This window comes from Formosa sejongensis (assembly GCF_033447105.1).
Classification (GTDB): Bacteria; Bacteroidota; Bacteroidia; order Flavobacteriales; family Flavobacteriaceae; genus Formosa.
The window spans coordinates 161,769-177,438 of sequence record NZ_JAWQUN010000004.1; the positions used below are offsets into that span (position 1 = coordinate 161,769).

The 15,670-nt window shown below is 32.5% G+C and carries 15 protein-coding genes and 1 tRNA gene; 12 read left to right on the forward strand and 4 right to left on the reverse strand.

The window, feature by feature from the left end:
- Positions 1–76 precede the first annotated feature (76 nt).
- Both R6X41_RS06460 and R6X41_RS06465 read left to right on the forward strand, forming a co-directional pair.
- Positions 77–478 carry a group III truncated hemoglobin gene (locus R6X41_RS06460; RefSeq protein WP_412176257.1) on the forward strand — a complete coding sequence of 134 codons (402 nt, stop codon included), beginning with the start codon at positions 77–79 and terminating at the stop codon, positions 476–478.
- Positions 479–591: 113 nt separating this feature from the next.
- Positions 592–3,789 carry a cytochrome c biogenesis protein CcsA gene (locus R6X41_RS06465; RefSeq protein ID WP_318498550.1) on the forward strand — a complete coding sequence of 1,066 codons (3,198 nt, stop codon included), beginning with the start codon at positions 592–594 and terminating at the stop codon, positions 3,787–3,789.
- Between the two features lie 5 nt (positions 3,790–3,794).
- On the opposite strand, the gene R6X41_RS06470 is transcribed toward R6X41_RS06465, so the two are convergent.
- Both R6X41_RS06470 and R6X41_RS06475 read right to left on the reverse strand, forming a co-directional pair.
- On the reverse strand, positions 3,795–4,508 hold the full coding sequence (locus R6X41_RS06470) for a DUF3307 domain-containing protein (RefSeq protein ID WP_318498552.1): 714 nt from the start codon (positions 4,506–4,508) through the stop codon (positions 3,795–3,797).
- A complete protein-coding gene (locus tag R6X41_RS06475) occupies positions 4,505–5,101 on the reverse strand; it encodes a transcriptional regulator (RefSeq protein ID WP_318498553.1) in 597 nt (198 codons plus the stop codon). The genes R6X41_RS06470 and R6X41_RS06475 overlap by 4 nt, the downstream gene beginning before the upstream one ends.
- Before the next feature lie 189 nt (positions 5,102–5,290).
- Between R6X41_RS06475 and mscL the strand changes: the two genes are divergently transcribed.
- The 5 genes from mscL to R6X41_RS06500 all read left to right on the forward strand — a co-directional run bounded on the left by mscL (position 5,291) and on the right by R6X41_RS06500 (position 8,710).
- Positions 5,291–5,740 carry a large conductance mechanosensitive channel protein MscL gene (gene mscL / locus R6X41_RS06480; protein WP_318498554.1) on the forward strand — a complete coding sequence of 150 codons (450 nt, stop codon included), beginning with the start codon at positions 5,291–5,293 and terminating at the stop codon, positions 5,738–5,740.
- Positions 5,741–6,016: 276 nt separating this feature from the next.
- The gene (locus tag R6X41_RS06485; RefSeq protein WP_318498555.1) at positions 6,017–6,622 is read left to right on the forward strand and encodes a glutathione peroxidase; all 606 of its coding nucleotides are present in this window, start codon (positions 6,017–6,019) and stop codon (positions 6,620–6,622) included.
- A 4-nt stretch (positions 6,623–6,626) separates the two neighbouring features.
- A complete protein-coding gene (locus tag R6X41_RS06490; RefSeq protein ID WP_318498556.1) occupies positions 6,627–7,796 on the forward strand; it encodes a trans-sulfuration enzyme family protein in 1,170 nt (389 codons plus the stop codon).
- 43 nt (positions 7,797–7,839) lie between these two features.
- A complete protein-coding gene (gene bshB1, locus R6X41_RS06495) occupies positions 7,840–8,556 on the forward strand; it encodes a bacillithiol biosynthesis deacetylase BshB1 (protein ID WP_318498557.1) in 717 nt (238 codons plus the stop codon).
- A gap of 78 nt (positions 8,557–8,634) precedes the next feature.
- Positions 8,635–8,710, forward strand: a tRNA-His gene (locus R6X41_RS06500).
- 62 nt (positions 8,711–8,772) lie between these two features.
- Here R6X41_RS06500 and R6X41_RS06505 read toward each other — a convergent pair.
- A complete protein-coding gene (locus R6X41_RS06505) occupies positions 8,773–9,726 on the reverse strand; it encodes an MBL fold metallo-hydrolase (RefSeq protein ID WP_318498559.1) in 954 nt (317 codons plus the stop codon).
- A 345-nt stretch (positions 9,727–10,071) separates the two neighbouring features.
- Here R6X41_RS06505 and porQ point away from each other — a divergent pair, with 345 nt between their 5' ends.
- Both porQ and cmk read left to right on the forward strand, forming a co-directional pair.
- Entirely contained in the window at positions 10,072–11,091 is a 1,020-nt protein-coding gene (gene porQ / locus R6X41_RS06510) for a type IX secretion system protein PorQ (RefSeq protein ID WP_318498561.1), read from the forward strand.
- The gene (gene cmk / locus R6X41_RS06515) at positions 11,091–11,783 is read left to right on the forward strand and encodes a (d)CMP kinase (protein WP_318498563.1); all 693 of its coding nucleotides are present in this window, start codon (positions 11,091–11,093) and stop codon (positions 11,781–11,783) included. Before porQ ends, cmk begins: the two co-directional genes overlap by 1 nt.
- Before the next feature lie 50 nt (positions 11,784–11,833).
- On the opposite strand, the gene R6X41_RS06520 is transcribed toward cmk, so the two are convergent.
- Entirely contained in the window at positions 11,834–12,214 is a 381-nt protein-coding gene (locus R6X41_RS06520; protein WP_318498565.1) for a LysM peptidoglycan-binding domain-containing protein, read from the reverse strand.
- Positions 12,215–12,414: 200 nt separating this feature from the next.
- On the opposite strand from R6X41_RS06520, the gene R6X41_RS06525 reads away from it, so the two are divergent.
- The 3 genes from R6X41_RS06525 (at position 12,415) to rpsA (ending at position 15,504) form a co-directional block, all read left to right on the forward strand.
- Positions 12,415–13,032 carry a hypothetical protein gene (locus R6X41_RS06525; RefSeq protein WP_318498567.1) on the forward strand — a complete coding sequence of 206 codons (618 nt, stop codon included), beginning with the start codon at positions 12,415–12,417 and terminating at the stop codon, positions 13,030–13,032.
- 36 nt (positions 13,033–13,068) lie between these two features.
- Positions 13,069–13,344, forward strand: a complete 276-nt coding sequence (locus tag R6X41_RS06530) for a hypothetical protein (protein ID WP_318498569.1) — start codon at positions 13,069–13,071, stop codon at positions 13,342–13,344.
- A 330-nt stretch (positions 13,345–13,674) separates the two neighbouring features.
- Entirely contained in the window at positions 13,675–15,504 is a 1,830-nt protein-coding gene (rpsA, locus tag R6X41_RS06535) for a 30S ribosomal protein S1 (RefSeq protein WP_318498571.1), read from the forward strand.
- The last annotated feature ends 166 nt before the right edge of the window (positions 15,505–15,670 follow it).

Below are 15,670 nucleotides of genomic sequence, written 5' to 3' on the forward strand. Positions count from 1 at the left end.
AAGATATATTTACCTGCTTTTGTTTTAGGTGAACTATATTTGTGATATACTTTTTATGAACTAAAATAGTTAAAGGATGGATGCTGTGAAATTGGATATTAAAGACCGAGACGATGTACATAAACTCGTTTCTACATTTTATGATAAAATTAGAAAAGACGATTTTTTAGGTCCGTTTTTTAATTCTGTTATTACAGATTGGCCTGCACATATAGAGCGGTTAACTTCGTTTTGGGAATCGAGTTTATTTTTAAAAACAAAATATTATGGCAATCCTTTAGATGTTCATATTAAAGTAGACGAAGAAAACAATAATAGTATTTCCGAAAAACATTTTGGAGCGTGGATCAATCTTTGGTTGCAAACTATAGACGAGCTTTTTGAAGGCGATATTGCTAATAATGCAAAACAGAGAGCGCGTAAAATGGGGACATTTTTGTACTTAAATATATTTCAAGCCAGACAAACTAAGGAATAGTATTTTGCACTCTTAAAATTAGGTTAATTTTAACAGTCTTTGCGTTTAATACGTACCAGTCAACCGAACAAAAAAGGCTAAATTTGCGCGACTTTAAATTTAGAGCAATCATTATGCAAAATAAACTTGCCAAAATTCTTTTTTCTACCCGTTTAACATCTATGTTGTTTATAATTTTTGCCGCAGCAATGGCTGTCGGTACATTTATGGACGCGGGACAAGATACTTCTCCAACGCCTTATTCTAGAAATTTAATTTACAATACCTGGTGGTTCGAAGCTATTATGGTTGTTTTTGTTATTAATTTTGTTGGAAACATTAAACGTTACCGACTTTACAAGAAGGAAAAATGGGCATCGTTGCTACTTCATCTGTCCTTTATATTTATTTTGTTAGGTGCTTTTATTACGAGATATATTGGTTTTGAAGGTATGATGGCAATTCGTGAAGGTGCAACAGAAAATACTTTTTTAACGCAAAAAACATATATAACTGCTTTTATAGATGGTGATTATATGATTGATGGCGTCCCACAACGTCTGCCAATAGAACGTGTTGTTGATTTTTCTCCACGTTTAGAAAACGAATTTAGTATTGAAACAAAATACGATCAGCAACCTGTAAGTATAGAGTTAGAATCTTTTATAACAGGAGCCGAGGATGATATTATTCCAGATGAAACTGGCGAAGAATATTTAAAATTAGTTGAAGCTAGCGATGGCAAACCTCATAATCATTTTTTAAAGTCAGGTGAAGTTCAAAGTATTCATAATATGTTAATCGCTCTAGATAAAGAAACTCCTGGTGCTGTAAATATTTATAATAGACCTGATGGATTATATATTGAGTCTCCTTTTGAAGGCGAGTATATGACGATGGCTACTATGGCTACAGGAACATTAGTAAAAGATAGTTTGCAACCACTAGTATTACGTTCTCGTTATGTAATTGGAGAAATGCAATTGGTGTTTCCTAAGCCTGTTGTTAAAGGAGTATTTGATATTGTTAAAAAAGCAGAATTTCTTAAAAACGATGAAGATGGTGTGGTTTTAAAAGTTACTGCTAATGGTGAAACTAAACATGTTGGATTGCTTGGTGGAAAAGGAACGAATGGCGATTTTAAACAAGTACAAGTTGGCGGATTAGATTTCGCATTTAAATACGGTTCTAAAGTTCTAGAGCTTCCGTTTAGTATAAAATTGAATGATTTTGAAGCAGAACGTTACCCTGGAACAGAAAATAGTTATTCTGCGTTTTCTAGTCAGGTGACTTTAATAGATGAAGAAGAAGGTGATTTCGATTACAAAATATTTATGAATCATATCTTAGATCATCGTGGGTATCGTTTCTTTCAATCTGGTTTCGATCCGGATGAAAAAGGAACAATCCTTTCTGTAAATCATGATTATTACGGAACATTATTCACATACATTGGGTATTTCTTATTGTATTTCGGAATGCTAGCAACTCTATTTGCTAAAGGTACTCGATTTGGAGATTTACGTAGAAAACTAGATCAGATAAAAGCTAAAAAAGCTAAAATTCTATCTGTTTTATTGTTGTGTTTTGCTTTTAACGGATTTGCTCAAGAACAACATTCTGATGGCGATGGGCACGACCATGCAAATAGACCTACAAAAACACAAATAGATTCTGTTTTAATAGCAAACAAAACACCTTTAGATCATGCCGATAAATTTGGGCATATGGTTATTCAGGATATTGGCGGACGTATGATGCCAGTAAATACGTATGCTTCAGAGTTATTGCGTAAACTGACAAAAGATGATACATATGAAGGTTTAGATGCCGATCAGGTGTTTTTATCTATGCAAGAAAGTCCGTTGCTATGGTATAATGTACCAATTATACATTTAAACTATCAGAAGGCAGATTCTATTAGATCTATCATCGGAATTCCAAAAACACAGTCCTTTGCAACTTTAGCCGATTTCTTTACAGATCGTGGAGCATATAAATTAGGAACTTTTTTAGAGGAAGCATATAAAGCGCCAATCCCTAACGGAATTCAAAAGGAAATTAAAGATACAGATCAGCGTGTAAATTTATTGTACAATACGCTTGAAGGCCGTTCGCTGCGCATTTTTCCTATTCCAGATGATGAAAATAATAAATGGCTTTCTTCAACTGAATATAGAAACGGAACTATTAAAGTTGAAGATTCACTGTATGCTAATTTTATGAAAAGTGGATTTTCAGCATATTTAATGACACTGAATCAAGCGAAAAAAACTGGAGATTTTACCGATGCTAATAAATTATTAGAGGCATTTCATAAAACGCAACAACAATACGGAAGTAGTGTCATGATTTCAGATGAAAGGGTGAAAACTGAAATTTTATATAATCATTACGACATCTTTAAAAAACTATACAGTTGGTATTTATATGCAGGAATGTTAATGTTTATTGTATTAATTGTTCAAATATTTAAGAGTAAAAGTAAAGCTATAGATGTAAGTGTAAATGTGTTTAAATGGATTATAGTTGTTTTGTTTGCACTGCATACTTTAGGATTAATTGCTAGATGGTATATTTCTGGACATGCGCCTTGGAGTGATGCTTACGAATCGATGATTTATGTTGCTTGGGCTACAATGTTATTCGGATTGCTTTTTGGAAGAAAAAGTGATTTAACTATTGCAGCAACAGCGTTTGTAACAGCGATGATTTTAATGGTTGCTCATTGGAATTGGATGGATCCTGCAATTGCAAATCTTCAGCCTGTTTTAGATAGTTATTGGTTAATGATTCATGTAGCAGTTATTGTAGCAAGTTACGGACCGTTTACTTTAGGGATGATTTTAGGTTTAACGGTGATGTTTCTTATGATTTTTACCAATAAAGATAACAAGGAAAAAATGCTTGTTAATATTCAGGAGCTAACCGTAATTAACGAAATGGCCTTAACTGTAGGTTTAGTTATGTTAACTATTGGAAACTTTCTAGGAGGTATGTGGGCCAATGAAAGTTGGGGCCGTTACTGGGGTTGGGATCCAAAAGAAACATGGGCTTTAATTAGTATTATGATTTATGCATTTGTTATTCATATGCGCTTGGTACCAGGATTAAGAGGGAGATTCGGTTATAATTTAGCATCGATACTAGCATTTTCTAGTATTATGATGACCTATTTCGGAGTAAATTTTTACTTAGCGGGATTACACTCGTATGCAAGTGGAGATCAAATTGTAAGTGTGAAATTCATTTTAATCACCTTAGGTATTATTGCTGTTATCGCAGGATTTGCCTATGTTAAATATGCTAAGTTTTATAGAAAAAGCAAATAAAAATTTTATATAAGCGGCAGAATATAGTTAAAAATTAGTCCGCAACTTGTAGCAAGACCGAAACTTATCAGGGTACCAATTAAAATGTATTCTGTTAATTTTCGGTCTTTTGCTTTCGATAAATCACCAAAGCGAAATACAGATTTTGCAGTGATTAAAAATCCAATACCCGCCCAATAATTCGTCACAATAAAGGCGAATACAAAAAGACGTTCTAACATACCAATATAGGCACCAGCATCTTTAAGAGATCCTTCACTGTTATCTTCAATTTGCCATTTCGAAATAATAACTTTCATAATTACAGATGAAACTACGGTTACAAAAAGAACAGCACAAATTGCAAGTAGTATTTTAGGGTTATAAAATGCATCGATTGAAACCGAGAAGGGATCGTAAATGCGAACTACAGTAACTAAAATAATAAGATGTGCTAATTGATCCAGGCTAAATAACCACCGCGAGTTTACTTTAGTGTTTAGTTGTAATTTAATAGCATCAATAATAAAATGAGAAATTGTGATGATTACAATACCCCAGATGTACTTTAAATTAAATTGAAGTACACTAAGTAATGCGATAAAATGAACCGCAATTTGGAAGTATAAATATTTAGATTTTAATTTGTATTGTTCTTTGTCCGTCACCCATTTTGTAGGTTGTAATAGAAAATCGCCAACCAAGTGGGCGAGTAGTAGTTTTATAAATAGCGCGATCATATATTTACGTTTTTGGAGTAGAATTCTATCATTTTTAAAATTTCGTCGAAACCTGCACGTTTTAACCCTTGGCTAATGTTGCCTTGTGTGCTATGTGTTAATCCGGCCAACTCTATTTGATTTGCTTCAGGTTTAGTCAATGCTAATTTTACTAGAGATGCAGTGGTTGGTGTCCATGTGTTCATGGTTAACAAGGCCAATTCAATCATAATATTAATGGCATCATCAAAAGCTGGACGATTAGATTTTATAGCTAAATTTGTTTTTTTTAATTGCTCAAAACATTCTCCAGAATTAATAAAAGCGCTACCGTTTGCTTCGGTAATGTTATTAGCATCGTATGTTTTTTCTCCAATACCAATGGCTATTCTCACATCGATAGTTTTAAATTGTTTCAAACTCGATTTTATTATAATAGCAGCTTTTAAAGCCTCTTTTGGTTGAATTTCTAACTGAAAACTATCACCTCTATATATTTCCCATTGTTTTGGGGTTTGGCCATAAGTACTTAATTCTTCCTTTAGTTGTGCTAACCAGTCTTTGGCGTCTTGCGTCCTAGAATTAATAATATCTCCTGTAATAATGCTCGTCATGTTCAATGCTTTGTATCAAATATATTCGAATTCTCTTTGAATTCAAAATTATTAGCTATAAAACTAATATTTATAATTATAATCTTAAAAGCTAATATTGGTATTTATAAGTGTTAGAGCTAATATTAAGATTTGTAAATTGATTTTGTAGAGCAAGAGATTAAAAATATATTTGTTAAAAAAGAACTTATGAAATTAATACAAGAGTTTAAAGAGTTTGCTATTAAAGGTAACATGATAGATATGGCTGTTGGTATCATTATCGGGGCATCGTTTAATAAGGTTATAGATGTGATGGTGAAGCAAGTATTTATGCCGCCATTATCGTTATTGTCTGATGGGATTCATTTTCAAGATAAAGTTTGGGTGTTAAGGGATGCTGTAGTTAATGCTGCTGGAGCAGTTTTAAAACCTCAAATAGCAGTTGGTTATGGTGCTTTAATTGAAGCGTTTATAGATTTTATAATTATTGGTTTTACCGTGTTTATAGTTGTGAAATTTATGAATAGACTACGTAATAAAGCGCAAGACCCAAAAGATAAAACCGTGACAACACCTAAAGATATTCAGCTGCTATCAGGAATAACAGAATTATTAGAAGAACAAAATTCGTTATTAAAAACCAAAATTAAGGGGTAAAAAAAGCGACTATATTATATGTAATATAGTCGCTTCCCCCAATAAATCAATTAATAGCATTTTTATATGGCTAATCTAAAGTGTTTAAAAAAACTAAAGATTTCATAGTCGAGTTTCTTACATCAAATGTAATACTAACTTTTCATGTAAAAAATACCCTAAATAGGGTATTTTTTGTCTCATGAGAGATGACATTTCAATTCAAGATTCTTAATCATTGCTAATTTTTAAGAATACATTAATTTTTAATACATGTTTAATTTATACCTTTAGCTTATGAAAACAACATGTCTATTAATGTTTGCAATCGTACTTTTTGGCTGTAAGCATAACACGAAAGAATTGCCTATTACTGCTAGTAACGATATAGCAATACACAAAGTAGAAACTGATGCTATGGAAAAAGAAACTATTTATCAATTTAAAGTAAACGATTTGTATGGTAATCCGTTTGATTTTTCATCCTTAAAAGGAAAGAAAATAATGGTTGTAAATACAGCAAGTAAATGCGGATTAACACCACAATACGAACAGCTAGAAGAAATATACAAAACGTATAAGGACAATAATTTTATAATTGTTGGCTTTCCAGCTAATAATTTTAAAAGTCAAGAGCCGGGGACAAATGCAGAAATAGCAGAGTTTTGTACCGCAAATTACGGGGTAACCTTTCCTATGATGAGTAAAATTTCTGTAAAAGGAAATGATATGGATGCTGTTTATAAATTCTTAACGCAGAAAGATAAAAACGGATTAGAAAATTCTGAGGTAGAATGGAATTTTCAAAAATATTTAATAGACGAAAATGGGTATGTTGTTCGTGTAGTTTCTCCAAAAACATTACCTAAAGACGACTCAATTATTTCTTGGATAAAAAGCTAAAATCATGACTAAAAAATTAGGATTACAAACCATATGCACACATGTTGGAGAGGTAAAAGATGAACAGTTTAAAGGTGCTGTCTCTCCAATTTACATGTCTACATCGTATCAGTTCGACGACGTAGATGTAAAACGTTATCCGCGTTATTTTAATACACCCAATCAAGAAAGTCTATCCAAAAAGATAGCAGCATTAGAGCATGCTGAAGCTGGAATGATTTTCGGCTCTGGAATGGCTGCCATTAGTACGACGTTATTGGCATTCTTAAAAGTAGGAGATCATATTGTAGTTCAAAACACATTATATGGAGGTACGAGTAATTTTATTCGTGAGGAGTTCCCAAAATATGGCATTGAATTCAGCTTTACTAATGGTTATGAAGTATCCGATTTTGAAGCAGAAATAAAAGACAATACAAAGGTGATTTATATTGAAACACCTTCAAACCCATTATTAACCATTACCGATATAAAAGGAATATCCGCTTTAGCGAAAGATAAAGGATTACTGTCTATTATAGATAACACTTTTGCTAGTCCTGTAAATCAAAATCCAATAGATTTTGGTATAGATATCGTGTTACACTCGGCAACAAAATATCTGGGCGGGCATAGCGATATTTTGGCTGGAGCAGTGGCGTGTTCTAACGAGCACATGAAAATTATTTGGAATGTTGCTAAAAATTTGGGCGGAAGTTTAAGCGATTTTATGGTTTGGATGTTAGAACGTAGTATAAAAACATTAGTACTTCGTGTAAAAGCACAAAATAGAAATGCTAAAAAATTAGCGAAGTTTTTAAAATCTAATTCCGATATTAAAAACGTTTATTATCCAGGTTTAAAAAGCCATCCGCAATACAAATTAGCTAAATCTCAGATGAGAGGTTTTGGAGGTATGTTATCGTTCGAATTAAATGATGAATTAGACGCTTTAGCTTTTCAAAAACAACTGCAATTAATAAAACCATCTATGAGTTTGGCAGGAGTAGAAAGTACGATGTTATCGCCATACATGACGTCTCATGGGTTGTTAACTCAAGAAGAACGCGATAGTATTGGTGTTACCAATGGATTGATTCGTTTTTCTGTAGGGATAGAGAATAAAGAGGATTTAATCCATGATATTGAACAGGCAATTAAAGCGGTGAAAAAACAGGCTAAAGTAAAGGCTTAAAGATTGAAGGCGAAACAATGCCTTTATAATAAAATTAAAGTAAATGAAATTAGATATCCTTGCAATAGGAGCGCATCCAGATGATGTTGAATTGGGGTGCGGAGCAACGATTGCAAAAGAAATTTCCAACGGAAAAACAGTTGGAATTATAGATTTAACTCGTGGTGAATTAGGAACCCGAGGAACTGCAGAAACACGCGATGCTGAAGCTAAAGATGCTGCAGAAATTCTAGGTGTTTCTGTACGAGAAAATTTAGGTTTCGCAGATGGGTTTTTTATAAACGATAAAGAACATCAGTTAGAAATTATTAAAATGATTCGTAAATATCAACCTGAAATTGTGCTTTGTAATGCTATTGACGATAGACATATCGATCATGGTAAAGGAAGTAAATTAGTAAGTGATGCTTGCTTTTTAAGCGGATTAAAAAAAATAGAAACTGAAGTAGGTGGGGAGAAGCAAATACAATGGAGACCAACACATGTGTACCATTATATACAATGGAAAAACATAGAACCTGACTTTCTTGTGGATGTTACTGGATTTATTGATGTTAAGGAACAAGCAGTATTGGCATATAAAACACAGTTTTTCGATCCGAATAGTAAAGAGCCTGAAACACCAATTTCGAGTAAGAATTTTACCGATAGTGTAAATTATCGCGCAAAAGATTTAGGACGTATAATTGGTGTGGAACACGCAGAGGGCTTTACATCAGAGCGTTATGTGGCGGTCGAAAATTTATTTAAATTAAAATAATATTTTTTTAAAAAAAGGTTTGGAATATCTATAAATTCGCTTAAATTTGCACACGCATTACAAAAATGCTAGTTACATGGTGGTTGTAGCTCAGTTGGTTAGAGCATTGGTTTGTGGTACCAAGGGTCGCCGGTTCGAATCCGGTCTTCCACCCAAAAAGCAAAAGCCTTTCGATTTTTCGAAAGGCTTTTTTTGTGGATATAACCGTCGTATTTTTTAGAATTCTAGTTTTACGCCTTGTTCAGGAAAAATTAATTCTAACCCTAAATTATTCTGTGTTTGTAATTGCGTTTTAATTTTCACCATATTTTCTGTTGGAGGTTTCATATGTGTGATTATTGTTTTAAATCCGGTTAATGCTTTCTTACCTGTTAATTTCTGTAATTCACTTAGTTCTTTGTAAAACCAATTTGGTGTTAAGTGTCCGAATAACGCCGTATCTACTTGCTCATTTGGGAAGGATACTTCTATAAACATGGCTCGTAATTGCTTCTTTTTAATTAATGGAGCAATAGCTTTCCATAAATTTTTTAAATCATGGCTTTTTTCAATTGCATCAGGTCCTGTATCTCCTAAATAAAGTATATAATCATTATTATGTCTTATTAAAAATGCTGTGCTTTCAAACGGACTAACATGACTAAGAGGAAATGCAGTTACCATCATATCTGTATTTGTAATCGGAATTTCTTGTTGGTATTTTAAAGTTTGAAAATGATACCTTTTTATTTGAAATCCTGGGCCTTCATCACCAAAATTAGCCCAAGTTTCTCCATTAAAATAATGATCTTGCATCATCGTCATACATGCTTTTGTAGCATAAACAGTTTTCGAAGAATCTGCTGGCGAATTAATGATTAATCCAGAAATATGATCTAAATGTGCATGCGAGATAAAATAGCCTTTAATGTATTCTCGTAACACTTGGCTTGCAGTGCCATTAAAAACCTTATTTTCTACAGACTTTTCAATCCCTGCATTTAAGGTTCCTGCATCTAGACATACAAAGTCATTTGTTTGAATAGGAGCAACCAAATAAGCAGATAAGTTGGTTTCATCAAGACCTCCTTTTACACCTAAAGGTACTACCTGAAATGCAGGTTTTTGTTGTGCATGTAAGGTATTTGAAATCAATATAAAACTGAAGAATAAATAAAGGGTGTATTTCATTATTATGAGATTTAGAAAAATATTTTGAAATTACAAATTTAAGATCAATTGGATTGTAGTTTTTACCAAAGCAAATTTAAATTATTGAAAAAAAACTAAATCTCATATAAGTTTCTTGTATTTAGGGTTTTATACGTTAAAGGGTTTTTATTTTGAACGCACCCGATTGTATCAATAGGTCTGAAGGTAAATAAATATTCGAGAGCCTATTATTAACCAAATCAATAGGTCGTGAAATACGTTTATCGGAGTTCATAAACCAGTAGTCTAAAACATTGTTTATGCTAGAAAATATAATTCAGAAAACCACGTTTTAAACATAAGATTTATTTAATTTGCACCCGTATGAGGCAAAAATTAGCATTATTTTTAATTGGTTGTTGTAGTTATGTTGCGACTGCTCAGTTGGGAGGTGAATCTACTTATCAGTTTTTAAATCTTGTGTCTTCGCCTCGACAAGCCGCATTAGGAGGCAAGGTGTTAACTAATGTCGATTACGATGTAACTCAGGCCTTGTATAATCCTGCAACTATAAACGTAAAAATGGACAATCAGTTGGCTTTAAATTACACCAGTCACTTAGGCGTTGTAAGTTACGGAACTGCTGCTTATGCTTATACTTACGACAGACGAACTCAAACATTTCATGCCGGGATTACCTATGTGAATTATGGTGAGTTTGATGGTTATGATGAAGAAGGCAATGAAACGGGAACCTTTAGAGGAAGCGAGAGTGCTTTATCATTAGGTTATGCAGCGCAAATAGGAAGATCTGATTTTTATGTTGGTGCGAATCTAAAATTAATCACATCTAAATTAGAACAATATTCTTCCTTTGGAGTTGCTGTAGATCTAGGAGCGATTTATATAGACGATAAAATAAATTTTAATGCTGCTTTGGTACTTAGAAATATAGGAACTCAGATCACAACCTATGCTGGCCAAAATGAACCTTTACCATTTGAAATAGATTTAGGCTTTTCTCAAAGACTAGAAAATGTTCCGATGCGTTGGCATATCACTTTCGAAAATTTACAACAATGGCCAATAGCTGTAGCCAATCCGGCAAGAGAAGAAAGTGACTTAGAAGGTAATCGCACATCAGAAGATATTAGCTTTTTAGGAAATGTGATGCGACATACTATAGTTGGAATGGAATTATTTCCAGAAGGCGGATTTAATATTCGACTAGGGTATAGTTTTAGAAGAGGAGAGGAGCTAAGTATTGTTGATGAAAGAAATTTTTCAGGACTATCGGCAGGAATTGGAATTAAAATGAATAAAGTAAGATTTAGTTATACCTATGCACGATATTCAAGTGCAGCAAGTTCAAGCTTTTTCGGAATAAATATAGATTTACAATAATGAAAGATATCACCATTGCTATTGACGGATTTTCATCAACAGGGAAAAGTACCATTGCCAAATTAGTGGCTAAAGAATTGGGTTATGTGTATGTAGACTCTGGCGCAATGTATCGTGCAATAACTTATTTTGCCATGAAAAATGGTATAATTTCTACAGACTATTTTAATAGAGAACTCCTAATTTCAGAATTGCCAAATGCGCAAGTATCATTTAAATTTAATGACGATTTAGGTTTTGCAGAGGTCTATTTGAATACTGAAAACATAGAAAAAAACATACGCACTTTAGAAGTTTCAAATCTAGTGAGTATTGTTGCTGCTGTTCCCGAAGTGAGAGCACAATTAGTGAAAATCCAGAAACATATTGGCCAAAATAAAGCTGTTGTTATGGATGGTCGCGACATCGGCACTGTTGTTTTTCCAGATGCTGAACTTAAAATATTTATGACAGCTTCCGCTGAAACCCGAGCTTTACGTCGTTATAATGAGATAAAAAATAATGGAGAAAAGATTTCTTTTGAAGCCGTTTTAGAGAATGTACAAAAGCGAGATCATTTAGATAGTACACGAGAAGATTCCCCATTAATGAAAGCTGATGATGCAATAGCTATCGATAATTCTAACGCTACTATAGAAGAACAGTTTGAGGATATTTTAAAACTTGTAAAATCGATTTTAAATAATAAATAATATCAAGAGCGATCTAATGGATTGCTCTTGATATATTGAACTTTTTACAATTATAAATTTGGAATAATTAATTCTTGATCTGGATAAATTAAATCTGGATTTTTAAGAATATCAGAATTCGCTTTAAAAATATCTTGATATTTTGAAGCATTTCCATAATATTGTTTTGCTATTTTCCCTAAAGTATCGCCGCTTTTTACAGTATGTCTGTGAAAAACACTTGTGTCTGCAACACTAATGTCGGCAATAATATCAGTTGGACTTTCTCCTCCAATAGCTTTAATTTTATCCCACATTATGTTTTTCTCGTACTGTGTTTTAGCTGTACCTTTAACTTTTAAAACACCATTTTCTTCAGATACGTTCCCGTCTTGAATGCTAAGTGATTCTCCTAAATCAAGAACGTCTTGATATTTTGCTTTTGCTGTCATAATAAATTACTTTTTTATGATTACAAGATATTACTTTTCTATTAAAAGTTGAAACTTTTCGAATTAATAAAAGGGATAAAATAAATAAATTTTTATTAAATTGGTTGTGTTGTATTATGATTTTATTACTTAATTAAGTAATAATATTTCTTAAAAAAAATGTGACATTTTTACTTAATGAACAACCTAACTAACCAAAAATGAAATACACATTATTAATTGTTGTATCATTAATTGTGAGCATTACTATGTGCTCTCAAAACAAAGCCATAGAACTAAAACTCAAAAGAAATGATGACAAAAGTTTAACGTGTAATTACACTAAGGAATTGCCAGGAAGTTATACCGTAACAATTGAAGTTAATGATATTAACAACACATTTGCACCTAAACTAAATTATGTTGTAAACAATTCTAGCGGTTCTCTGTTTACTTTAGATCCAACCGATTCTAAAAGATCCATTACTTTTTCGTATCGTTATAAATATTCGCTTGGAGCAACAAATCCAAAAGTTGATAGTTTGTTTACCTATGCATTACCTTATAAGGAAGGATTAAATCTGGAGTGTAGAGATTTAAAACACGTTAATACTAAATATTTGAATAAAGATGATCCTGAAAATTATAGATCTTTTGTTTTTATGTCAGATAGCGTAGTGACCATTACAGCTATCCGTAAGGGAATTGTTGTACGGGTTGAAAAAGAACATAAAATTGATACAACTAAGGTATATTCGTATTCTAGTGAACGGAATAAAATAATCGTAGAGCACCTTGATGGGACGCTTGCTAAGTATGAAGGTTTTGATCGAAACTAAATAAATGCAAAACTTGGCGATATTGTATATCCCAATATGCCATTAGGTGAAACTGCTCGATACGATAAGAGAGATAAGTATCAATTACGATTAGCTGTATATTTTAAAACGCAAGAACGAGATAAAAATTTGACTGAAGATATTAGTGATAGTAATCGTAAAAATGAGTTTATAAATCCATATTTCTTAACAACAGCGGGTGTGCTCCAATTAGAGGCAAAGAAAAGTTATTCTGCAGCAATTAATGAAGCCATCATAACTGAAGAGTTTACTAAAAAAGAATTGAAACAAAGAGCTAAACTTGATCAGTGATTTTTGTAAAAACTGATGCCAATAGTTTCTTAAGTTTCAGCTGTAATAGAACAGAAGAATTCAACTCTTTTATTAAAGTTTAAATTAGATATTAAAACACTTGTTTTCAGTAGATTAATTTAAATAACAATAATTAGGCTATTTTAAAAAATATAATTAATTTTGCACTCCTTTTAGCGACAGTTGGAAAGATAAGAGGAACTGAAAAAATTATATATAACACTTCTATGTGTTTGTCGCATAATTCTTCCAAGAACATATAGGATACAAGATGTAATGTAGATTAGTTTACGCGAAAGCAATAACAACTACGTTATTAAAATTTATTAAATGGCTGAAAAAGCAAATCAAGCTGAAGTTGAAGCAACTGAAGCACAAAATGTAGAAGCTCCAAAAGTATCTGAAGCTCAAGCAAACCCTGAAAAATTCTTAGCAGACTTTAACTGGCACAATTACCAAGAAGGTATTGACGAAGTTGATGATAAGCAATTACAAGAATTTGAAAAATTAGTAGCAGAAAATTTCGTTGACACATTAAATGACGAAGTAGTAGAAGGAACGGTAGTACACCTTTCTGACCGTGATGCTATTATTGATATCAACGCAAAATCTGAAGGTGTAATTTCGTTAAACGAATTCCGTTACAATCCAGGATTAGCTGTTGGTGACAAAGTAGAAGTATTAATTGATGTGCGTGAAGATGCAACTGGTCAATTAGTATTATCTCACAGAAAAGCTCGTGTAATTAAAGCGTGGGATCGCGTAAATAACGCTCATGATACTGGTGAAATCGTTAACGGTTTTGTTAAGTGTAGAACTAAGGGTGGTATGATCGTTGATGTATTTGGTATTGAAGCATTCTTACCAGGTTCTCAAATCGATGTTAAGCCAATTAGAGATTACGATCAGTATGTAAACAAAACAATGGAATTCAAAGTTGTGAAAATCAACCATGAGTTTAAAAACGTTGTTGTGTCTCATAAAGCGCTTATTGAAGCTGATATTGAAGAACAGAAAAAAGAAATTATTGGTCAATTAGAAAAAGGTCAAGTATTAGAAGGTGTTGTTAAAAACATTACTTCTTACGGTGTATTTATCGACCTTGGTGGAGTAGACGGATTAATTCACATTACAGATCTTTCTTGGTCTAGAATTAATCACCCTAACGAAATCGTTGAATTAGATCAAAAATTAAACGTTGTTATTCTTGACTTCGATGAAGATAAATCAAGAATCCAATTAGGTCTTAAGCAATTATCTAAGCACCCTTGGGATGCTTTAGGTGAAGAAGTAAAAGTTGGAGATAAAGTTAAAGGTAAAGTTGTTGTAATCGCAGATTACGGTGCATTTATCGAAGTTGCAGAAGGTGTTGAAGGTTTAGTTCACGTTTCTGAAATGTCTTGGTCTACACATTTACGTTCAGCTCAAGATTTCGTATCTGTTGGAGACGAAGTTCAAGCTGTTATCTTAACTCTAGATAGAGAAGAGCGTAAAATGTCTCTTGGTATTAAGCAATTAACTCCAGATCCTTGGACTGACATTACTACTAAATACCCATTAAGCTCTAAGCACACAGGTATTGTACGTAACTTTACAAACTTTGGTGTATTTGTTGAATTAGAAGAAGGAATTGACGGATTAATTTATATCTCTGATTTATCTTGGACTAAGAAAATTAAACATCCATCAGAATTCTGTGCTGTTGGAGATAAATTAGAAGTTGTTGTACTTGAGTTAGATGTTGAAGGACGTAAATTATCTTTAGGTCATAAACAAACGACTCCTAATCCTTGGGATAAGTATGAAACTGAATTTGCTGTAGGAACTGTACACACTGCTGAAATTGCTGAAGTAGTAGATAAAGGTGCTACAATCGACTTTAACGAAGATATCGTTGCTTTTGTTCCTTCTCGTCATTTAGAGAAAGAAGATGGTAAGAAACTTGGTAAAGGAGATTCTGCTGAATTCAAAATCATTGAATTTAACAAAGAATTTAAAAGAGTAGTTGCTTCGCATACTGCTATTTTTAAAGAAGAAGAGATTGCAAATGTAAAAGCTGCTGTTAAAAAACAATCAGCTCAAGCTTCAGAAGCTAAACCAACTTTAGGTGATGCTAACGATGCTTTACAAGCTCTTAAAGATAAAATGGAAGGGAAATAATTTTTCTAACTATTTAAAACTTAAAAGCCTTCCATAATATGGAAGGCTTTTTTTTATGCAATAAAATTAAATCTACTTTATTGTATTTGGTAAGAAATTTAGGGCTAATTTATGGTATTCATAATACGACAGATTAAAATTTGGTTTAGATTTGTTTATAATTAGT